The sequence below is a fragment of the Aestuarium zhoushanense genome (assembly GCF_056431045.1).
In genome coordinates this window covers 146,036-165,863 of record NZ_JBWKMA010000023.1, presented here as the reverse complement: position 1 = coordinate 165,863, position 19,828 = coordinate 146,036, and the positions used below count along the sequence as shown (strand labels likewise).

Below are 19,828 nucleotides of genomic sequence, written 5' to 3'. Positions count from 1 at the left end.
CAGTAATCTAACCGCCATGATGAGGGAGGCTCTTTGCCAAGAGTGGCCCATACGGACCCAGAGGGGGAGAGAATGAAGAAGATTTACGGTAGTGCAGCAGAGGCCCTTGATGGGCTTTTGTTTGACGGGATGTTTATCGCGGCGGGTGGTTTCGGCCTCTGCGGTATCCCCGAACTTTTGCTGGACGCGATCAAAGATGCAGGCACCAAGGACCTTACCTTTGCATCGAACAACGCAGGCGTAGATGAGTTCGGGATCGGCATCCTTTTGCAGACCAAACAGGTTAAGAAAATGATCTCGTCCTATGTGGGTGAAAACGCTGAGTTCATGCGCCAGTATCTGTCGGGCGAGCTGGAGTTGGAGTTCAACCCGCAAGGTACATTGGCCGAACGTATGCGCGCTGGTGGCGCTGGTATCCCCGGTTTCTACACGAAAACTGGCGTGGGCACCGTGATTGCTGAAGGCAAAGAACACAAAGACTTCAACGGCCAAACCTACATCTTGGAAGAAGGTATCTTTGCCGACCTTGCGATCGTGAAGGCATGGAAAGCGGATACAACGGGCAACCTGATTTTCCGCAAAACTGCGCGGAACTTTAACGTGCCTGCCGCGACCTGCGGTAAAATCTGCGTTGCAGAGGTCGAAGAAATCGTGCCAGCAGGGACGCTCGATCCAGATGCGATCCACCTGCCGGGCATCTACGTCCATCGCATCATCGAGGGCGCACACGAAAAACGTATCGAACAGCGCACCACCCGCAAGAAGGAGTCCGCATAATGCCGTGGGATCGTAACCAGATGGCGGCGCGGGCCGCGCAAGAACTTCAAGACGGTTGGTATGTGAACCTCGGAATCGGTATCCCGACGCTCGTTGCGAACTACATCCCCGAAGGCGTCGAAGTGACGCTTCAGTCCGAAAACGGGATGCTCGGCATGGGGCCGTTCCCGTTTGAGGGCGAAGAAGACGCTGACCTGATCAACGCAGGCAAACAGACGATCACCGAACTGCCGCACACCGCCTATTTCGACTCTGCGCAGTCGTTCGCAATGATCCGTGGCGGCAAAATCGCGATGGCGATCCTTGGCGCGATGGAAGTGGCCGAGAACGGCGACCTCGCGAACTGGATGATCCCAGGCAAGCTGGTCAAAGGCATGGGCGGCGCGATGGACCTCGTTGCGGGTGTTGGTCGCGTTGTTGTCGTGATGGATCACACCAACAAACACGGTGAATCGAAGGTTCTGAAAGCGTGCACCCTGCCGCTGACGGGTAAGAGCGTCGTTGATCGCATCATCTCGAACCTTGGGGTTCTGGATGTGGTCGAAGGCGGCCTGAAAATCGTCGAGCTCGCTGATGGCGTCGCCGAAGAAGAGCTTCGTGCCGCGACCGAGGCGACGATTGTAGACTAAGGGAACGGGCGCCTTCGGGCGCCCTTCTTCTTTCGCGTGTGTTAATTGTTTCTAAAATTGCCTTGGGTTTCATAATTCGGCCCCAATCGGTTGCTATTTTGTGACCAATGACAATGAGCAGCACAAATAGATTGCCAGACACAGGCTCGACCACACACCGCCGTTGGCGCGACATCGCGCTGCTGGCGGGGTTATTTGGTTTTGTCATTGCGGGTTTGGCTGGGCTTGCTCTTGCGACGGGTTGGGAAGACACGATTGCCCAGTTGTCGCGTCTCTCTTTTCTGCAATTCGTTGTTCTCTTGGGGCTGAGCCTTGTGAACTACGTGTTCCGTGGCAGCCGCTGGCACGTGATGGCGCGAAAAATTGGCCTTCCGACGACGTTAACCCAAGACCTCCGTCACTTCATCGGTGGGTTCGCGATGTCCGTGACCCCTGGTAGGGTTGGCGAACTGATCCGAATGCGGTGGATCAAGCGTGAAACGGGTTGGGCCGTCGAACGGACCGCGCCGCTGGTCCTGATGGATCGGGCTGGTGATCTGGCGGCAATGGCGATCATTCTGGCGCTGGGCCTGTCCTTTGGCGCGGGTGGTATCGCGTTTGGCCTACCTGTGGCGATTGCGGCGTTGTTGGTTGCGTTTATCGCCACGCGTCCATCGCTCCTCGCTGGGGCGGCGGGATTTGCCTACCGACTAACTGGATTCTTCCCACGCTTGATGGTCCGCGTGCGGCGTGCGGCTGGATCACTTTCTGCATTTTCCGACCCTAAAACGGTGATCATTACTTTGGCTCTAGGCCTGACGGGCTGGATTGCCGAAGGATATGCGTTCCACCTTCTGCTCATGTGGATGGGTGCGGACATTGGGTTTTGGATGGCCGCAACGATTTTTACCTTCTCGACCCTCGCAGGCGGGCTGACGGGCGCACCAGGTGGTGTCGGTGGGGCCGAGGCCGCGATGGTCGCGCTCTTGTCGATGCAGGGCGTGCCGCTTGAAACCTCGTTACCTGCGACGGCGATTATTCGTGTGACGACCCTTTGGTTTGCGATTGGGTTGGGGCTATTGGTGTTCCCATTTGCTGAACGACATTCTTTAAAACAGGCACTTTGATACGATGCTTTGGAAGACAACGACTTATTCTGGTTGGGGCCGCGCCCTGACTGCTGATGGTGAACTTGCACGCCCTGAACGTCGGGCTGCGGTCACAGCCCAAGGCCCAGCGATTGGCAACCGCCGCAGTTATGGTGATGCGGCGCTGAACGATAACGGTCGGGCGACGGATATGACGCGGCTGGATCGGATCATCGGATTCGACGGTGACATCGTTCATGTCGAGGCGGGCTGCACCATCGCTACCCTAGCACGGATTTTCGCACCCAAGGGCTATCTGCCCGCCGTGATGCCCGGCACAGGGTTTGCGACAGTCGGTGGATCCATTGGCATGGATGTGCACGGCAAGAACCACCAAAACGAAGGATCGTTTGGCCAGCATGTGACTGAAATTACGCTGCTCGGCGCCGACGGAACGCGTGTCATTACCCCCGCCGATGAGGTGATCTGGAAAGCCACGATTGGCGGACTGGGGCAAACGGGTGTTATCCTGTCAGCAAAGCTTCGGTTGAAGCCGATCACTGGCGGCCAAATGCGCGTTACCGAACGCCGTGTGCAAAACTGGGACCAGCACATCGAGATGCTGGACGCGAGCACGGCGACCTATTGCGTGGGTTGGATTGATGCAATGGCCAAGGGTGATGCTCTGGGTCGCGGCATCGTCGAAGAAGCTGAGGTCGGCGGCGGTGACTATTCTGCTCCGAAAGGGGCGAAAAAGGTGCCCTTTGATGCGCCGAAATTTGCGCTGTCATCGCCGATCGTAAAGGCCTTCAACGAAGCCTACTATCGCCGCGTGCCAGCCGAGGGTCGCACCGTTGATCGCAGCATTGAGGATTTCTTTTTCCCGCTCGACAAGATCCACGATTGGAACCGTCTCTATGGCAAACGTGGCTTTCACCAGTTTCAGTGCGTCGTGCCCTTGGCCCAAGTGGATGCGCTCAAATCCATGTTGAGCGCGATTGCGTCTTCTGGTCTGGCCTCTCCACTAGCTGTTTTGAAACGCATGGGCGCGGGGCGGGGCGGTTACATGTCCTTCCCGATGGAGGGCTATACGCTCGCCGTTGATTTCCCCGCACGTGAAGCGGCTGCTGAACTGATCGCGGAACTAATCAGCCTGACGGATACGGCTGGTGGTCGGATTTATCTGGCCAAAGATAGCCTCGCATCGGGTGCCGTCATTAAATCGATGTATCCCGAATATTCGGAGTGGGTGGAGGCCGTGAACGAAGCCGATCCTGATCGCCGTTTTGAAACCGATATGACTCGCCGCTTGAACCTACGAGGTGCAAAATGACCGACACTTGGATCATCTTGGGCGCAACTTCCGCCATCGCCCGCGCCTTCATCCGTAAGCAAGCCGAGGCGGGAGCGGCATTTATTCTATGCGGACGTGACATCGTTGATATGGAGGCGACCGCTGCGGACGCGACGGTGCGTAGTGCGCCTGAGGCAACCGTCATGCCGATTGATATGCGCGATGCGGCAACCTTTGACGCTGTGATCGAGGCAGCCAAGGACCTCGAAGGTACGATCAATTGCGCGGTGTTCGTTGGCTCGATGCCCGATCAGGCCGAGATCGACGTTGATCCGTCCTTGATCGATGGCGTTGTCACCGACAGCTTTACCGGTCCTGCGCGGTTCCTAACCCTGCTGGCTCCTGTGATGGAGGCTCGCGAACAAGGCGTTGTCGTCGGGATTAGCTCTGTTGCGGGTGATCGTGGGCGTTTGAACAATTACGTCTACGGAGCGGCCAAGGCTGGCTTCACGACCTACCTGTCTGGTCTGCGTAACCGTATGGGGCGCAAGGGTATTCATGTGATGACGGTAAAACCTGGCCCCGTCGATACAGCGATGACGTGGGGCATGAAAATGCCTGCGATGACCACGCCAGAGGCAGCGGTTGAGGACATCCTCAAGGGCGTTCAGAAAAAGCGGAACGTGATCTATACCGCGAAAATCTGGTTCCCGATCATGACCGTGATCAAACTGATCCCCGAACCGATCTTTAAGAAACTGTCGTTCTGAGGGTTGTCCCTCAGAACCCGAACCATTTTTGCCAGAGCCCTGCGCTGTAGAACATCAGCGACAGGGTGATCAGCAAAAGACCGATCCCGCGTTTGTCCTTGAGGGCGAAAACAATCGGGTCGTAGTCCTGCTTTCCATACCAACCCAGACGCACCATGCGGTTCAGCCATGCCGCAATCGGGATCAGCGCAACCCACAGGAGCCATTGGGACGGGTAAAGCATCCGCGCTTGTTCGCTGAACGAGTAAAGGAAGAAGATCACCAGCGCCCCGATCATCCCGAGAATGCCGACGTTCAACAGGTCTGGTCTGTCCGGGCGGCCATACCCGCGCCCGGGTAGGCGGTCATCGTTGGTGGCAAGCGTCAGTTCGGTCAAACGCTTCACGCAGCCGAGGGTGACAAAGATCGGGAAGATGAAGATCAACATAAAGACAGAGGCGTCAACACGGCTCGCCGCTGCGCCAGCCACCACGCGGATCGTGTAGAGCGATGCGAGCGTGAAAATGTCGATCCAGCGCATCCGTTTGAGTTTCAGCGAATAAGCGAGCGACAGGATCATATAGAGTGCCACGACGCCAAAGAACGCGACGCCGAGGAACGCGCCAAGGCCAAGTGCAAAGACCCCAAGCGCCGCGCAGATCATCATGCCCGTTTTGATTGGCACGGTCCCAGCGGCGAACGGGCGCTTGCATTTCTTGACGTGGAGGCGGTCCGCTTCGAGGTCGAGCAGGTCGTTGACGATATAGATGCAGGATGCCGCCGCCGAGAACGCCATGATGCCGAGGATGATCAGGCCGAAGGATGCTAGCCCAAATTGGTGGGCGGCAATCATGGGCAGGAACAACAGGATGTTTTTGACCCACTGATGCGGACGCATGGCGCGAATGGCTTCAGAGGTTTTGTGCGGCGCGTCAAAGGTTGTCACCTTCTCGGACGGGTAACGTGCGGCGGCTCCGCCTGCGGTTCCCACGATGATCGCCTGATCCGCAACATCCCAAATCGCCGTGTCAGATGAATCGTCGCCTGCGTAATCGAACCCACCCTTGCCGTAGCGTTCGACCAATGCGGTGGCTTTGTTCGCGCCTTTGAGGTTGTGACCGTCTTTGGACCCAATGGCCCCGTCGAACCCATGATGATCGGCAAGCGCTTGAACCAGTCGTTCGTCCGACGCGCTGGCGAGGATCACCTCGCGCCCGTCGGCTTGGGCGGCCTTTGCGAACTCCAGAACTTTGGTGTTCACGGGCAGCAGGTCCACGCGAATGTCGGCTATATTATATATGGCCTCTTTCAGACGTGCGGGTTTGCGAAAGAGCGATGCGCCCGCTTTGATCGTTCGGATCGGATCTGTGCCCAGTCCCGCCCAGACATTTTCGAACAACATATCAGTGCGCAAAAGCGTGCCGTCGATATCCAGCACAAGTGGCTTTGAAACGGTCAAAGTCAGTCCCCTAGATTAAAGACGCAGCCGTCTGACATCAGCTCAGGCGGCGTGACGCAGAGCGCGCGTGCCACTGTCCATGCGGACAGCACTTTGGGCACATAGGCGCGGGTCTCGGCAAAGTTCGGGACGCCGTTGCTGTCACGGATCGCGCCTTCGCCTGCGTTGTAAGCTGCAATGAAAAGAATTGGGTCGTTGTCAAATTCGGACATGAGCCAGTCGAGGTAGGCAATCCCGCCGCGAATGTTCTGCGATGGGTCGAGGCTGTTGCGCACGTCAAACCGTGCAGCCGTCGCTGGCATGAGTTGCATGAGCCCCTGCGCCCCAACACGGCTCACGGCACTGGCGTCGCCTCCGCTTTCAACTGCGATTACGGCCAAGGCCAGCGCGGGCGAGACATTTGTATCAATCGTGTTGATCATAATGTCTTTGCCATGGGCAGCGGCAATCTGGTGCAGAGCGGAGAGGCGAGGTTCTGTGACCGCTTCGCCTTCGGGGGCTTTGGCCATTGCATCGAGGGCAAGGATCAATCGTCCAGGTGCGGTGGCATCGAGGGTAGGGGGCACGGCCTCCCAAAACCAATCGAGGGTTCCCGTTTGCGGAACGGCACCTTCAATCGGGTTCGATGACGGGGCAGGGGTGCGCGTCGTAGGGATCGCAGCCTCACCTGCGGCGGCGGGTGCAGATGGTGCGCTAGGCGCACGCGGCGCTGCGGGGTCGATCTGCACATTGATACGATTTGTGGTTGTGCCAACGGGCGGCGCGGTGACTCGCCTAAAGGTAAAGTCGGGCTGCAAACGGTTCGACTCGGCCAAAGCCGAGGACGCCAAAAGAGTCGCCAAACTGAAAATGATTGCGAAGCGCCGCGTCATGCGGGTCTGCCCTGCCTCTGCTTTTTTCAAATCTATCGCAGAAAATCTGTCCAATTGCTACCTAAAGGAGGAACAATGGCCATGAGTGAGCCTAATTGTAGAGTATTTTCAGGGGTGGAATACCCTAAAGTATATAAAATTTAACCTTTTATACCTTATTAATCAGTCACTTATGCCTTTCGTATTAAAAAATCTCATATGGACAGAAATTGCACCAAAGCTGCCCAAATCCCGCCCCATTCGGATGGCTATATCATCTCATCCAAAGCGGGAAACGAACCAGAGAGGCTGGTGAGAAACACCCCCGCAAGGAACTGAAAACTGAGCGATTACATTTCCCTGAGGAGGGACCGACATGCTGAACTTTATCAAAAACTTCCGTAACGACGAAGACGGTGCTGTGACTGTTGACTGGGTTGTTCTGACCGCTGCTCTCGTAGGTATCGGCATTGCAGTTATCTCGTCCGTATCGGGCGGCACCACTGCAATGGGCGACAAGATGTCGACCATGCTGTCTGCGCAAAAAGACGCAACCTACTAATCCTTATTTAATCATCAAAGAAATTCTGGAGCGTATCATGCTTAACTTCATCAAAAACTTCCGCAACGACGAAGACGGCGCAGTAACTGTTGACTGGGTTGTTCTGACCGCAGCTCTCGTAGGTATCGGCATCGCAGTAATTTCGTCCGTATCGGGCGGCACCACTGCAATGGGCGACAAAATGTCGACCATGCTGTCTGCGCAAAAAGACGCAACCTACTAATCCTTATTTAATCATCAAAGAAATTCTGGAGCGTATCATGCTTAACTTCATCAAAAACTTCCGCAACGACGAAGACGGCGCAGTGACTGTTGACTGGGTTGTTCTGACCGCAGCTCTCGTAGGTATCGGCATTGCAGTTATCTCGTCCGTATCGGGCGGCACCACTGCAATGGGCGACAAGATGTCGACCATGCTGTCCGCACAAAAAGACGCAACCTACTAAGATCATCCCAGGTTAGCGGAGCCTCGACATGACAACTTGGTTTAAAAAACTACGCCAGGATGAAGAAGGTGCCGTAACCGTCGATTGGGTTGTATTGGCCGCGGCGTTGGTGGGACTTGGGATCTCGATTGTCTCGACGACTGGGGAACACCAAACGGCCATGGGCGATAAGATGTCTAGCCAGATGTCAGAGCTCGCAGATCAATACTATTGATCTTGGTGCCTTAAAAATACTGACCGTCCCTTACGTGGGGGCGGTCAAAATCGTTTCAGGGGTATGACCACTAGCGATTGTCTCTGAATTCGATAATAAAACGATCATTAGCTATTGTTTGTCCACAAATCGCCGCATTTTTCTGCGAGTGATAGACTAAGAAAACGTTGGATCGACGCAGCTTGAGGCGGCAGAGGGTAAAAACATGCGATCAGTATTTGGTTTGGTTCTGGTGATTGGTCTTGGCCTCGCGGGCTTTGCCGTCTTTATGGTCAAGGGCTATATCGACGAACAAGAACAAGTCCGTGCAGCCGAACGGGCCGCAATCGCCGCACGTGCCCCCACCATTGAGGTCGTCGCCGTCAAAGAAATGGTGCCTTATGGCGCCACGCTGACCCCTGACGATGTGGGCATGATCCTCTATGCAGAACCCTTCTTGCCCGAAGGTGTGTTCCGCACGATCGAAGAATTGTTCCCCAACGGCGCCGACGAACCCCGCGTTGTTCTACGCCAGATGGAACCGCTCGAACCTGTTTTGGCCGTTAAAGTGACAGAGCCGGGCGGTGACGCTGGCATTACTTCGCTTTTGCAGCCCGGAATGCGCGCCTTTGCCATTCGCGTTGACGTGGCATCGGGCGTTTCGGGGTTGTTGCGTCCGAACGACCGTGTTGACGTCTATTGGACAGGTCGAGCCATGAATGTGGGCGATATGGGCACCACTGACGTGACCCAATTGATCCAATCGAGCCTGAAAATCATCGCGATTGACCAGATTATCAATGGATCGGTGAACACTGGCACCGTTGCACGCACCGTGACGGTTGAGGCCACACCGCAGCAGGTTGCGGCCTTGGCTCAGGCGCAATCGACGGGCAGCCTGATGTTGTCGCTTGTGGGTGCGTTTGACGAAACCATCGCGGCTCCGGTTGTTGTGGATCAGAACACGTTGCTCGGTATCGAAGCGGCGCCAGCGCCTGAACCTGAACCCGAAGTGGTCGAGGAAAAGGTCTGCACCGTGCGCACGCGTCGTGGCGGTGATGTGGTCGAAATCCCGATCCCCTGCACTGAATAACACGGTTCTACAACCCTGATGCGTTGTCGTGGGACATGGGTCTGTTGCTCAAGTCCCACATAAAATTGGCCTCGCAACGTATTGATTCTTGCAAAAAATGCTTTTTCAGCGCAGTCTGCAGAAAAATACGGGCAATAGACCCGATAACGGGCGTGATCCAAGAGGCAGGTCACAATGACACGTAAAAGTATTATCACGGCGGCACTGACCAGCCTTACTTTGGCATTCGCAGCAATGCCATCGGTTGGCGTGGCTGAAACATTGCAGGTGATGCGCGGCGCACCGTCGAGCGCGCTACAGGTTCCGATGAACCGCGCAGTTGTTGTCGAAAGCGACACTCCCTTTACCGAATTGTCGATCGCGAACCCTGGGATCGCGGACATTTCATCGCTCTCTGATCGTACGATTTATGTACTGGGCAAAGAGCCCGGTCGGACCACGCTGACCCTCTTGGGCGCGGATGGTCGACTGATCACGAACGTTGAAGTGCAGGTCACCCCTGACATTACAGAATTTAAAGAACGGCTGGAACAAATCCTTCCGGGTGAAACGATTGAAGTGCGGACGGCGAACGACGGCATCGTATTGTCGGGCACAGTGACCTCGACCGCTCGTATGGAACGCGCGCTGGAGCTGGCTGAACGTTACGCACCTGAACGCGTTTCGAATTTGATGAGCGTGGGCGGAACCCAGCAGGTTATGCTGCGCGTCCGTTTTGCTGAAATGCAGCGCACCGTTGCGAAATCGCTGTCGTCGTCCTTGGGCATGCAGGGCAGCATTTCGGGCGGAAACGTTGGTGTTTTGGGCGGTTCAAACTCTTTGAATACGGCTGTTACGGCTGTGGGTGGTGCGACGGGCACGACTATCGGCGCAGGCGAAGCAGCTGGCGCGGTCCTGTTCGGCTTTAACGCGGGCGGCCTCGAGGTTGGTCTGTTGCTCGAAGCGCTGGAAGAACGCGGCGTTGTGCGCACCTTGGCTGAACCGAACCTGACGGCCCTGTCTGGGCAAGAGGCGCGGTTCCTCGCTGGTGGTGAATACCCTGTTCCGATCAGCCAAAAAGACGGCCAGATCACCGTTGAATTCAAACCTTTCGGTGTTGAGCTGAACTTTACGCCCCGTGTTCTGGATGGCGATGCGATCAACCTCGAACTCAATGCTGCGGTATCGAGCATCGACCCGTCGAACAGCTATACCGCTGCAAACGGCTTTACCATTGATGCGTTCCGAAAGCGCGAAACCTCGACCACGGTCGAGATGCGCGACGGCGAAAGCTTTGCGATCGCGGGCTTGATGTCCGACGATTTCCGTGACCTGAACACGCAGGTGCCATGGCTTGGCGATATTCCAGTGCTCGGCGCGTTGTTCCGCAGTGCGGATTACGAACGCCAGCAGACAGAGTTGGTTATTATCGTGACTGCGCATTTGGTAACACCGACCCGTGGCGAAGCGCTCGCGCTGCCGACGGACCGTGTTCCGCTGCCGTCCGAGCGGGATCTTTTCTTGATGGGTCGTGTCACAGGCACGCCGACCACTGGCCCAGCGGGTGAAGTGGCGCGTCAGGATTTCTCGGGTTCTTACGGTTACGTTCTGGATTAATGGCATGAAGGCGGGGGCAGACATGAAACGGATCGCAATTCTGATCGCTGCATGTGGCGCGTTGACGGCCTGCGGCCAGAACGCCTCTGTCATGGCATCTTATCGTGAGGCGGGGTCGCTCGTGGATACGGGCACCTTTGGTCTGGCCACGATGAACAACACCGCGGTTCATACGGGCGCGATTTCTTATGCGACCAACCTGAACCGCCGGTTCGAGGCCGAAGTTCCGACGATGATCAACTTCGACTTCAACTCGACCGCTTTGGATGAACAGGCCCGCGCCGTGCTGCGTGCGCAAGCGGACTTTATCAAACAGTTCCCCGAAGTGCGGTTCAAAGTTTACGGCCATACCGACCTCGTCGGTTCGACTGCATCGAACCGTCGTTTGGGTCTGCGCCGCGCAGAGGCCGTCGTTCTCTACTTCCAATCCCAAGGCATCGACCGTTCGCGTCTAGAGGCTGTCGTGTCTTATGGCGAAGAACAGCCTTTGATCGTGACCGAGGGTCGCGAGCGTGCAAACCGCCGCACAGTGACCGAAGTGTCGGGCTTTGTCGAAAGCAACCAGATGATCATGGATGGCCGCTACGCCGACGTGATTTTCCGCGAGTATGTCAGCAGCGCTGCAGCCTCGACTCAGTTGTCTGGTATCGCTGGTTCAGAGATTTCAACCGAGCGGTAACGTTACCAAAGTCAACACAAACAGGAGGCGAACAATTCGCCTCCTTTTTTGTTTATCGTCTCTCATTTCCGCACAATTGCATCCTTTCGGCCCAATTCTGGACACGATTGGGGGTGATGAATGTCCGAAAGAAGTGGTCCTCGGCGATTCCGAGGTGGTTTGTGGCGGATGGTATCGCCGCCAGTGAACGAGACGAAGGAAACGAAAAATGGGTCAAGTCGCAGTCATGCAGCCAGAACCGCAGCCGATTGTAGCCTGCACGGTCAGTCGCGATGTGCAGTTCTTTGATCTTTTGATTGAGGACATGGAAGACGCTCTGGGCGAACGCTGGGGTGATCTTGGGTTTGAGGATGCTTTGGCGTTCTTGGATCAGCCCGATGCGGACACTCTCGAATTTATTGCCGTGGCGCTGAATGCGCAGGACGAAGGCGACCTTGGTCTGATTTCTAACGTGATCGCCGCCGCAAAGGCAAAGGGTCTCAAGGTTATTCTGATTGCCGAGGACGTGAGCCCAAAAGCCCTGCACCAGTTGCTGCGTGAAGGTGGTGACGAATTCATCCCTTATCCGTTGCCCGAAGGCGAACTGTCCCAAGCGATTGATCGCGTTCTCGCCGAAGAACCACCTGCACCGCCAGCAGCCCAAGAACCGCGTAACACGCTCAAGGCGACGGGCGACCGTTCTGGCGTGGTGATCCCTGTTCAGGGCATGGCGGGTGGCGTTGGCACGACGACCTTTGCCGTGAACTTTGCCTGGGAATTGGCGAACATCGACAAAAAGAACCCGCCGCGTGTGGTGATTTTGGATTTCGGTATGCAGTTCGGATCGGTGTCGACCTTCCTCGATATGCCGCGCCGCGAAGCTGTACTCGAAATGCTCAGCGATACCGAAGCGATGGACGAAGACTCGTTTATGCAGGCGCTGTTGCCGTTCGAGAGCAAACTCTATGTGCTGACATCCCCTGCGGATCTGGTGCCGATGGACATCGTGACACCCGACGATATCGAGCGGGTGATCGAACTGGCACGGACAAACTTTGACTATGTGGTGATCGACATGCCGCCCGTGATGGTGGAGTGGTCGCAGTCCGTTCTTGAGGCGGCGCACGTCTATTTCGCGCTGACCGAACTCGACATGCGCAGCGCCCAGAACACGCTTCGTCTGAAGCGCGCCCTGCAAGCCGAGGAACTGCCGTTCCAAAAACTGCGGTTTGTGCTGAACCGCGCGCCGAAGTTCACCGATTTGAACGGCAAAGCCCGCGTCAAACGTATGGCCGAGAGCCTCGGTATCTCGATCGAGGTGCAACTGCCTGATGGCGGAAAAATCGTCACCCAAGCGAACGACCACGGTGCGCCACTGTCCGAAACCGCCGCGAAAAACCCGCTGCGCAAGGAAATCGCAAAGCTGGCTCTGTCGGTTCACGAACATAACACCGCCGACGCTGATGCGGCACACGGATAAGGAGGCGCAGAATGTTTTCGAAGTATAAAAAATCGAGCGGAACTGCGCCGGCTGCCCGTTTGGCCGCGATCAAAGGTAAGACGATAGAGCCGAGCGCCGCGCCGTCTTCGCCATTGCCCGAAGCTCCGAAATCACTGCGTCGCCCTGCGCCAACGACCAGCGCGCAGGTCATCCCCGACGACCGTGAGAAAAAGCGCAAGGAACGCCTGTCCGAGATCAAGCTCGAACTGCACAAGGCGCTGTTGGACAACCTGAACCTCGCGGCGCTTGAAAAAGCGACCGAGAGCGATCTGCGTCAGGAAATCAACGCGATTGCCGCGGAAACTCTCGAAGAAAAAGGTCTGGTTCTGAACCGTGAAGAGCGGCTTCAGCTCAGCCAGGATCTATATGACGAAGTGACGGGCCTTGGCCCGCTCGAGGCGCTTCTGAAAGACGACACCGTGAACGATATTCTCGTGAACGGTCCGAAACAGATTTTCGTGGAACGTGCGGGCAAACTGCAACTGACCGACATCACCTTTAAGGACGAAAAGCACCTCCTGCGGATCATCGACAAAATCGTGTCTGCTGTGGGTCGTCGCGTCGACGAATCTAACCCCTATGTGGACGCCCGTTTGGCTGATGGCTCGCGTTTCAACGCGATGGTTGGTCCGATTGCGGTGGATGGGTCGCTCGTTTCGATCCGTAAGTTCAAAAAGGAAAAGCTGGCGATTGATGACTTGGTCAAATTCGGTGCCTTCACCGAAGAAATGGCCGCCTATCTTCAAGCTGCCGTTGCGACCCGGCTGAACGTCATCGTGTCGGGTGGTACGGGTTCTGGTAAGACAACGACGCTTAATGCGCTATCGTCCTTCATCGATGACAGTGAACGTATTCTGACGATCGAAGACACTGCCGAACTTCAGCTGCAACAGACCCACGTTGGCCGCATGGAATCCCGCCCGCCGAACGTCGAAGGCAAGGGTGCTGTTACCCAGCGTGACTGTCTGCGCAACGCACTGCGGATGCGTCCTGACCGTATCATCGTGGGTGAGACCCGTGGTGAAGAGGTTATCGACATGCTTCAGGCGATGAACACAGGCCACGATGGGTCGATGACCACCATCCACGCCAACTCTGCGCGTGATGGCGTGTCGCGTCTGGAAAACATGATCGCGATGGCTGGTATTGAGATGCCGATCAAAGCGGTGCGGAGCCAGATTTCATCTGCTGTGAACTTGATCGTGCAGGCCTCGCGTCTGCAGGACGGTTCGCGTCGCATGACCTCCATCACCGAGATCACAGGCATGGAAGGCGACGTTATCTCTATGCAAGAGGTGTTTCGTTACCAGCGCGTTGGTCTGACGCCCGACAACAAAATCATCGGTCACTTCACCGCCACTGGCGTGCGTTCGCACTTTGCCGAACGGTTCCGCCTGTGGGGCTATGACCTGCCGTCGTCCATCTTTGAACCCTACGCTGCGGAGTAATAGCCATGGTCCTCTCTGCTGAACCGCTTATCTACGGCATCGTTTTCGTCGCTGTCCTCGTTCTGGTCGAAGGCCTCTACCTCACGGTATTTGGCAAATCGATCAGCCTGAACAGCCGCGTGAATCGCCGTTTGGCCCTGATGGAGCGCGGCGCGAACCGTGAGCAGGTTTTGGAACAACTCCGCAAGGAGATGACGCAACACATCAAGTCGCAGCAAATCCCGCTGTATTCGCTTTTGGCCCAGAAGGCGCAGAAGGCGAACATCGCGTTTACCCCTGTGCAATTGATCATGATCATGGGTGTGCTGGGCGTTGCGTCTTTCATCGCGCTCTCTGTCGGCACCTCGGCGAGCACTCCTGTGCGTGCAGCGATGGCGGCCGCTATGGGCATCGGTGGTGTCTATGTCTGGGTGAACGGCAAGGCCAAGAAACGGATTTCTCTTCTCGAAGAACAACTGCCTGACGCGGTTGAACTGATGGTGCGGTCGCTTCGCGTGGGGCACCCGTTTGCCTCTGCCGTCAACATCGTGGCCAAAGAGGTCGCTGACCCGCTGGGTACGGAAATGGGCATGATCGCCGATGAAGCCGCCTATGGTCGCGATATGGGTGAGAGCCTAAAAACCATGGCTGAACGCATTGATATGCAGGATTTGCGCTTCCTCGCGGTGGCGGTAACGATCCAGCAACAATCGGGTGGTAACCTCGCTGAAATCCTCGAAGGTTTGGCCAAGGTGATCCGCGCACGTTTCAAACTCTTCCGCCGCGTTAAGGCGATCACGGCTGAGGCCAAATGGTCGGGCATGTTCCTGTCGGGCTTCCCGCTGGCTGCGCTGTTGCTGATCAACGTGGCAAAGCCAGACTACTACGACGGCGTGAAAGACACGGCGGCCTTTATTCCTGGCTGTCTGATTGTGGCTGGCTTCCTTGCGGCGAACCTCTTTGTGATGCGCGCGCTCGTGAATATCAAAGTGTAAGGGGGCGTTGATATGACTGCACTTCTGGACCTACTGACGGATAAATTCGGCGCCTATGGCCCGCTCTATCTGGTCGCTGGGATCGTTATGATCCTGATGCTCTTAGCGATCCCGATGATCGTGCAAAAGCGCGAGGATCCGCTCGATCGGCTAAAGCAATCTGCGCGTAGCCATGACGCTGGTCGTCAAAAGGCAAAGCTGCGTCAGGGCACGGGCAAGGATAAGCTCGAGAAATACTCCAACTTCCTAGAGCCGCAGAACGAAGACGAATTTTCCGCGATCCAGCTGAAACTTCTGCAAGCTGGCTATCGGACAAAGAACGCCGTTCGCGTCTACTACTTCTTCCAATTCGCATTGGGCATCGGTGCGCTGATCGCTGGCGTTGCCTATGCGATCTTGAAGACGCAGACGGGTGATCCTTCGACCCAAGACACGATGCTGGCGATCCTTATTCCGGGTGCTGTTGGTTACATGGCGCCGAAATACTGGGTGACTCGCCGTCAGGCCGAGCGTCAGGATGCGATTGTGAATGGTTTCCCTGACAGCCTCGACATGCTGTTGGTCTGTATAGAGGCGGGTCAATCGCTGGACCAAGCGATTTTGCGGGTGGCGCGTGAATTGCGGGCAGGTTTCCCTGAACTGGCCGAAGAGTTCGAGATCGTCAGCTATGAGCTAAAAGCTGGTAAAGACCGTACCCAAGTGATGCGCGACATGGCTGAACGCTGCGGTGTGCCTGACGTGAACTCGTTTGTCACCGTGCTGATCCAGTCGCAACAGTTCGGTACCTCCATTGCCGAAGCGCTGCGGGTCTATGCAGGTGAGATGCGGGATAAACGTGTGATGCGTGCCGAAGAAAAGGCCAACACCCTGCCGACCAAGATGACGCTCGCGACGATGATGCTGACCGTTCCGCCACTGTTGATCATTCTCATTGGCCCCTCGGTCTACGGTATCATGACTTTCATGAGCATGGGTGGTAACTAACACGCACCATGCGCGTTATCCTTTTGATTGCATCGCTAATTGCTTTGGCCGCCTGTGACACGGGCGGCCTAAACCGTGGTGACGGGGTTTATGCCCCCGGTGTCGCGGGGGAATCCGACATAGACGGGCTGATCGTTGGGCACCGTTTGATGGAGGCGGGCGAATACGAATTGGCGCTGCGGGCCTATATGCGGGCAGCGGGTCAGCAGGGGCTAAACGTCGACACGCTCTCTGCGCTGGGCTCTGCAAACCTCAAGCTGGGAAGGCTCGGACAAGCCGAAGAGCTGTTGCGCCGCGCGACCAAAGAGGACGAAACCTTTGCTGCGGCTTGGAACAACCTCGGAGTTGTTTTGATGGAGCGCGGTGAGGTTTACGAGGCCGCAGAAGTGTTCCGTATCGCCTATGCAACGGACAATGGGAATTCCGACATGATCCGCGACAACCTGCGCTTGGCACTCGCAAAACGGGATAATTCCGCGTATGTTGATCCCAACGATAATGAAACGTTCCAACTTGTCCGACGGGGAACAGGCGATTTCCTCCTCTTGTCGGATATCTAGAACGGCAGAGCAGTAAGGACGCAGGCAATGCGCCAGACCCTATTCATCGCCCTTTTGGGCGCCACGGCCCTATCGGGCTGTGTCAAAGATGGCGAAGCCGAAGTGGCGCGCGCCATGCAAGACGTGAACGTCATTGACGAAACCAACCTCAACGACGTGATGCTGACCGTCGGCGACCCGAATGAGGCCGTCGCCTATTTCCAACGCGCCAATGCCAATGACCCCGGTCGGATCGATTTCCTGCGCGGTTTGGCAAAGTCACTGGTGCGTGCAGGCCGTCCAGAGGATGCTGTGACCGCGTGGAAAGCTGTGATCGAACATTCGGAAGTCACGTCAGAGGATCAGGTCGGGTATGCCGATGCGTTGATCCGTGCGGATCAATGGTCCGAGGCGGAGAAGGTTCTTGATGCGATCCCGCCGACCTACGAGACTTTTGAGCGGTATCGGCTCGAGGCCATGGTTGCGGACAGCAATCAAGAATGGGACCGCGCCGATAGTTTCTATGAGACCGCCGTGGGCCTGACGACCCGTCCTGCTGGCGCGCTGAACAACTGGGGTTTTTCCAAGCTGACCCGTGGCGATTATTCGGGCGCGGAACGTTTGTTCGCGGATGCGCTGCGTCATGACCCGACGATGTTCACCGCGAAAAATAACCTCGTTCTGGCCCGTGGTGCGCAGCGGAACTACGATCTGCCTGTCATCCAGATGTCGCAGACAGAGCGGGCGCAGCTCTTGCACACGCTTGCGCTGTCGGCTGTTCGTCAGGGTGACGTGACGATGGCCAAGGGCCTGTTGCGCGAAGCGATTGATACCCATCCCCAACACTTCGAAGCGGCTGTTCGGGCGCTTCGGGCGCTAGAAGATAACGTAGTGAACTGATGATCCTAACCGCTTCTCAGGCGCTGTGGCTTTTGCCGCCCGTTTTGCCGATCTGCCTCTATGCCGCGTGGAATGACATGCGGGCGATGAAGATCCCCAACTGGTCTGTGATCGCTTTGGTTGGTGTGTTTGCCGTCTTTGGCCTCATTGCCTTTGGCGTCCAAGACTGGGCGTGGCGCTGGTCGCACCTCGCTGTGATGTTGGTCATTGGAATTGTCGCGAATGCAGCAGGCGCGATGGGGGCAGGGGACGCAAAGTTCATCGCCGCCGCCGCCCCGTTCGTGGCCTTTGGCGACGCGGTGATGGTTATGTATATTCTGGCGGGCTGCACGCTTGCTGGGTTTGTCGTGCACCGTATCGCCCGTCACAGCCCCATTCGCCGCATGGTGCCAGATTGGGAAAGCTGGACGACAGGCAAACGGTTCCCGATGGGATTGCCGCTTGGGACCACGCTGATTTGCTACCTCGCGTGGCCCATCGTTTTCGGCTGATTAGCCTTTTTCGAACAGCACATAGAGTGGTGTGCGGCGCACTTCGGTGAGGGTTTCGTCCGCGCCTGCCTCAGTGATTTCCGTCAGGATCAATTCACGGGCCTCGACCGACAGTGGGCAGAGCGGCACGAGCAGATACTCGGCATCGGCAAACCCGCTTAGCCCGCCATAATACCAAGGCGCACCGCCGGTGAGCGGTTCGAACCCTCCGTAGAGCCAGAACGAATTCAACAAGTCGGCAGCGAACAGTTTCGCCCCCTGATATCCAGCTTCGGTCAAATCAGCGGATACATCGGTGAAATAGGCCGTGATCCCACTGTCGAGCGCACAATTCCCGAAGGTTTCCCCTTTGAATGAAACGGGTTCGTCACGGCCCGATTGTTCCTGCCATGTCGCATAAGGCTGGCCTTCGGTATCCAAAGCAACGGTCGCATCAACGCGGATCGCACGGGCGGTCAGGGTGTAAAGGTCCGCGTTGTCAGAGGTGCCCGAGATTAGAGGTGTAAAGCGTTCAACATCCGCGTTGAAATGCCGAAACGGGCTGTAGGCGAGGTTCAGGAAGGATGGCGTTGCGAATGCAATCGACATGAGCGCAATGCCTGTGATCGTGGCGCGCTCGTCGCCTTGGTCGGGGCGATGGGCGAGGAGGATGAACGCCATCAGCAACAGCCACTGCGGATCGTTGCCGAAGTTCTGATAGGTCACGTAAATGAACCCAGGGATCAGCAAGAGGAGGCCCATCCCAGCGGCGTTCGCCCCAGCACGTCGAAGGAAAATCACGCCAGCAATCGCGGCGATGGTTCCCCCTTCGTAGGCGGGTGCGGCGAGGATAGAAGTTAACGGTAAACCCGGCGCGGCACGATTGGCGGATCCCGCCACGGTCTGCAAATCCGCAATATAGGCCAGCCAGAACCCGATCCCCATCCAAGCGGTGAGGATCGCGACGACACCCAACCCTGTCAGGATCGCGATGCCAAAGGCCCGCAACTGACCCGTCATCAACAGGGCTATGACGATCACAGGGGCGAAGGCGACGAAGTACGTCACTTTGATCATCGCCACCACGCTGAGCATCAAGCCGATGATAATCCCGTCAAATAGGCTGTTGCGGGCGTATTGCGGCACAAAGAGCGCGGCAGGGATCGCGACATAGGCCGCCGCCCATGCCCAACGATTATAGTGCATAGAAATCGAGACGCCGCTCTCTGCCTCGCCATGGACGAGGGCGAGGATCAATACCATCACAACAAAACCATAAGGTGCTGCGAGGAGACGCGGGAAACGCGAGATTGCGACCCAGAAGGTGGGCAACACGAACGCCAAGGCCATGAGGACTTGCGCCCAAAGGACAGACATCCCGATGCCGAACCCGTTTGCCTTGAACAGGGCGATGGGCGCAAAGGCCAAGGCGCCGATGGGGGTCATGAAATCGATATGGGGCAATTGCCCAGCGGCCATGCGCGACACGATCTCCACCATGTGGAGCGTGTCACCTTCGTGCTTGCCGAGGTAAAACCCACCCTTTGCGATGGCCATGCCACCCAGAGCGAGGATCGCTGCCATCAATACGATAAAGACCGAAGTCCGGTTTGCCTGTCTCATGCCCATCTCTTTCAA

Annotated in this window: 22 protein-coding genes; 19 read left to right on the top strand and 3 right to left on the bottom strand. The window is 56.8% G+C overall.

Features of this window, described 5'->3' with window-relative positions:
- Window positions 1-72: 72 nt before the first annotated feature.
- From AC07ED_RS12365 to AC07ED_RS12345, 5 genes are all read left to right on the top strand, one after another.
- Window positions 73-777, top strand: a complete 705-nt coding sequence (locus AC07ED_RS12365; RefSeq protein ID WP_105234233.1) for a CoA transferase subunit A — start codon at window positions 73-75, stop codon at window positions 775-777.
- Window positions 777-1,406, top strand: a complete 630-nt coding sequence (locus AC07ED_RS12360) for a 3-oxoacid CoA-transferase subunit B (protein WP_105234234.1) — start codon at window positions 777-779, stop codon at window positions 1,404-1,406. Before AC07ED_RS12365 ends, AC07ED_RS12360 begins: the two co-directional genes overlap by 1 nt.
- A 113-nt stretch (window positions 1,407-1,519) precedes the next feature.
- Window positions 1,520-2,512: a lysylphosphatidylglycerol synthase transmembrane domain-containing protein gene (locus AC07ED_RS12355; RefSeq protein ID WP_105234235.1), complete on the top strand. Its 993-nt coding sequence runs from the start codon at window positions 1,520-1,522 to the stop codon at window positions 2,510-2,512.
- 4 nt (window positions 2,513-2,516) lie between these two features.
- On the top strand, window positions 2,517-3,806 hold the full coding sequence (locus tag AC07ED_RS12350) for an FAD-binding oxidoreductase (RefSeq protein ID WP_105234236.1): 1,290 nt from the start codon (window positions 2,517-2,519) through the stop codon (window positions 3,804-3,806).
- Window positions 3,803-4,537, top strand: a complete 735-nt coding sequence (locus AC07ED_RS12345) for an SDR family NAD(P)-dependent oxidoreductase (protein WP_105234237.1) — start codon at window positions 3,803-3,805, stop codon at window positions 4,535-4,537. Before AC07ED_RS12350 ends, AC07ED_RS12345 begins: the two co-directional genes overlap by 4 nt.
- Window positions 4,538-4,547: 10 nt before the next feature.
- On the opposite strand, the gene AC07ED_RS12340 is transcribed toward AC07ED_RS12345, so the two are convergent.
- Entirely contained in the window at window positions 4,548-5,975 is a 1,428-nt protein-coding gene (locus AC07ED_RS12340) for a UbiA family prenyltransferase (RefSeq protein ID WP_105234238.1), read from the bottom strand.
- 2 nt (window positions 5,976-5,977) lie between these two features.
- Window positions 5,978-6,877, bottom strand: coding sequence for a lytic transglycosylase domain-containing protein (locus AC07ED_RS12335; protein ID WP_478242245.1), 900 nt, complete (start codon window positions 6,875-6,877; stop codon window positions 5,978-5,980).
- A 325-nt stretch (window positions 6,878-7,202) separates the two neighbouring features.
- On the opposite strand from AC07ED_RS12335, the gene AC07ED_RS12330 reads away from it, so the two are divergent.
- The 14 genes from AC07ED_RS12330 (at window position 7,203) to AC07ED_RS12265 (ending at window position 18,211) form a co-directional block, all read left to right on the top strand.
- Complete coding sequence (locus AC07ED_RS12330; protein ID WP_067550747.1) at window positions 7,203-7,388, top strand: Flp family type IVb pilin; 186 nt, start codon at window positions 7,203-7,205, stop codon at window positions 7,386-7,388.
- Window positions 7,389-7,425: 37 nt separating this feature from the next.
- A complete protein-coding gene (locus AC07ED_RS12325) occupies window positions 7,426-7,611 on the top strand; it encodes a Flp family type IVb pilin (protein ID WP_067550747.1) in 186 nt (61 codons plus the stop codon).
- A 37-nt stretch (window positions 7,612-7,648) separates the two neighbouring features.
- The gene (locus AC07ED_RS12320) at window positions 7,649-7,834 is read left to right on the top strand and encodes a Flp family type IVb pilin (protein ID WP_067550747.1); all 186 of its coding nucleotides are present in this window, start codon (window positions 7,649-7,651) and stop codon (window positions 7,832-7,834) included.
- A gap of 28 nt (window positions 7,835-7,862) precedes the next feature.
- Complete coding sequence (locus AC07ED_RS12315) at window positions 7,863-8,048, top strand: Flp family type IVb pilin (RefSeq protein WP_105234240.1); 186 nt, start codon at window positions 7,863-7,865, stop codon at window positions 8,046-8,048.
- A 205-nt stretch (window positions 8,049-8,253) separates the two neighbouring features.
- Window positions 8,254-9,120: a Flp pilus assembly protein CpaB gene (gene cpaB / locus AC07ED_RS12310; RefSeq protein WP_105234241.1), complete on the top strand. Its 867-nt coding sequence runs from the start codon at window positions 8,254-8,256 to the stop codon at window positions 9,118-9,120.
- A gap of 174 nt (window positions 9,121-9,294) precedes the next feature.
- Complete coding sequence (locus tag AC07ED_RS12305; protein ID WP_105234242.1) at window positions 9,295-10,716, top strand: type II and III secretion system protein family protein; 1,422 nt, start codon at window positions 9,295-9,297, stop codon at window positions 10,714-10,716.
- A gap of 22 nt (window positions 10,717-10,738) precedes the next feature.
- On the top strand, window positions 10,739-11,395 hold the full coding sequence (locus tag AC07ED_RS12300; protein ID WP_105234243.1) for an OmpA family protein: 657 nt from the start codon (window positions 10,739-10,741) through the stop codon (window positions 11,393-11,395).
- 208 nt (window positions 11,396-11,603) lie between these two features.
- Window positions 11,604-12,854, top strand: a complete 1,251-nt coding sequence (locus AC07ED_RS12295; protein ID WP_211096418.1) for a CpaE/TadZ family protein — start codon at window positions 11,604-11,606, stop codon at window positions 12,852-12,854.
- Between the two features lie 11 nt (window positions 12,855-12,865).
- Window positions 12,866-14,323 (top strand): TadA family conjugal transfer-associated ATPase, encoded by a 1,458-nt coding sequence (locus AC07ED_RS12290; RefSeq protein ID WP_105234244.1) that lies wholly within the window; start codon window positions 12,866-12,868, stop codon window positions 14,321-14,323.
- A 5-nt stretch (window positions 14,324-14,328) separates the two neighbouring features.
- Window positions 14,329-15,297 (top strand): type II secretion system F family protein, encoded by a 969-nt coding sequence (locus tag AC07ED_RS12285; RefSeq protein ID WP_067550742.1) that lies wholly within the window; start codon window positions 14,329-14,331, stop codon window positions 15,295-15,297.
- 12 nt (window positions 15,298-15,309) lie between these two features.
- Complete coding sequence (locus tag AC07ED_RS12280; protein WP_105234245.1) at window positions 15,310-16,281, top strand: type II secretion system F family protein; 972 nt, start codon at window positions 15,310-15,312, stop codon at window positions 16,279-16,281.
- 8 nt (window positions 16,282-16,289) lie between these two features.
- On the top strand, window positions 16,290-16,841 hold the full coding sequence (locus tag AC07ED_RS12275; RefSeq protein ID WP_105234246.1) for a tetratricopeptide repeat protein: 552 nt from the start codon (window positions 16,290-16,292) through the stop codon (window positions 16,839-16,841).
- A 27-nt stretch (window positions 16,842-16,868) separates the two neighbouring features.
- The gene (locus AC07ED_RS12270; protein ID WP_105234247.1) at window positions 16,869-17,720 is read left to right on the top strand and encodes a tetratricopeptide repeat protein; all 852 of its coding nucleotides are present in this window, start codon (window positions 16,869-16,871) and stop codon (window positions 17,718-17,720) included.
- Window positions 17,720-18,211, top strand: coding sequence for a prepilin peptidase (locus AC07ED_RS12265; RefSeq protein WP_105234248.1), 492 nt, complete (start codon window positions 17,720-17,722; stop codon window positions 18,209-18,211). The genes AC07ED_RS12270 and AC07ED_RS12265 overlap by 1 nt, the downstream gene beginning before the upstream one ends.
- Here the strand turns inward: AC07ED_RS12265 and AC07ED_RS12260 are convergent, their stop codons facing one another.
- Window positions 18,212-19,813 (bottom strand): hypothetical protein, encoded by a 1,602-nt coding sequence (locus AC07ED_RS12260; RefSeq protein WP_158664466.1) that lies wholly within the window; start codon window positions 19,811-19,813, stop codon window positions 18,212-18,214.
- Between the last annotated feature and the right edge of the window lie 15 nt (window positions 19,814-19,828).

Coding starts and splice junctions, on each gene's coding strand:
- AC07ED_RS12365 (WP_105234233.1), top strand. CDS start 73: ATGAAGAAGATTTACGGTAGTGCAGCAGAGGCCCTTGATGGGCTTTTG.
- AC07ED_RS12360 (WP_105234234.1), top strand. CDS start 777: ATGCCGTGGGATCGTAACCAGATGGCGGCGCGGGCCGCGCAAGAACTT.
- AC07ED_RS12355 (WP_105234235.1), top strand. CDS start 1,520: ATGAGCAGCACAAATAGATTGCCAGACACAGGCTCGACCACACACCGC.
- AC07ED_RS12350 (WP_105234236.1), top strand. CDS start 2,517: ATGCTTTGGAAGACAACGACTTATTCTGGTTGGGGCCGCGCCCTGACT.
- AC07ED_RS12345 (WP_105234237.1), top strand. CDS start 3,803: ATGACCGACACTTGGATCATCTTGGGCGCAACTTCCGCCATCGCCCGC.
- AC07ED_RS12330 (WP_067550747.1), top strand. CDS start 7,203: ATGCTGAACTTTATCAAAAACTTCCGTAACGACGAAGACGGTGCTGTG.
- AC07ED_RS12325 (WP_067550747.1), top strand. CDS start 7,426: ATGCTTAACTTCATCAAAAACTTCCGCAACGACGAAGACGGCGCAGTA.
- AC07ED_RS12320 (WP_067550747.1), top strand. CDS start 7,649: ATGCTTAACTTCATCAAAAACTTCCGCAACGACGAAGACGGCGCAGTG.
- AC07ED_RS12315 (WP_105234240.1), top strand. CDS start 7,863: ATGACAACTTGGTTTAAAAAACTACGCCAGGATGAAGAAGGTGCCGTA.
- cpaB (WP_105234241.1), top strand. CDS start 8,254: ATGCGATCAGTATTTGGTTTGGTTCTGGTGATTGGTCTTGGCCTCGCG.
- AC07ED_RS12305 (WP_105234242.1), top strand. CDS start 9,295: ATGACACGTAAAAGTATTATCACGGCGGCACTGACCAGCCTTACTTTG.
- AC07ED_RS12300 (WP_105234243.1), top strand. CDS start 10,739: ATGAAACGGATCGCAATTCTGATCGCTGCATGTGGCGCGTTGACGGCC.
- AC07ED_RS12295 (WP_211096418.1), top strand. CDS start 11,604: ATGGGTCAAGTCGCAGTCATGCAGCCAGAACCGCAGCCGATTGTAGCC.
- AC07ED_RS12290 (WP_105234244.1), top strand. CDS start 12,866: ATGTTTTCGAAGTATAAAAAATCGAGCGGAACTGCGCCGGCTGCCCGT.
- AC07ED_RS12285 (WP_067550742.1), top strand. CDS start 14,329: ATGGTCCTCTCTGCTGAACCGCTTATCTACGGCATCGTTTTCGTCGCT.
- AC07ED_RS12280 (WP_105234245.1), top strand. CDS start 15,310: ATGACTGCACTTCTGGACCTACTGACGGATAAATTCGGCGCCTATGGC.
- AC07ED_RS12275 (WP_105234246.1), top strand. CDS start 16,290: ATGCGCGTTATCCTTTTGATTGCATCGCTAATTGCTTTGGCCGCCTGT.
- AC07ED_RS12270 (WP_105234247.1), top strand. CDS start 16,869: ATGCGCCAGACCCTATTCATCGCCCTTTTGGGCGCCACGGCCCTATCG.
- AC07ED_RS12265 (WP_105234248.1), top strand. CDS start 17,720: ATGATCCTAACCGCTTCTCAGGCGCTGTGGCTTTTGCCGCCCGTTTTG.
- AC07ED_RS12260 (WP_158664466.1), bottom strand. CDS start 19,813: ATGAGACAGGCAAACCGGACTTCGGTCTTTATCGTATTGATGGCAGCG.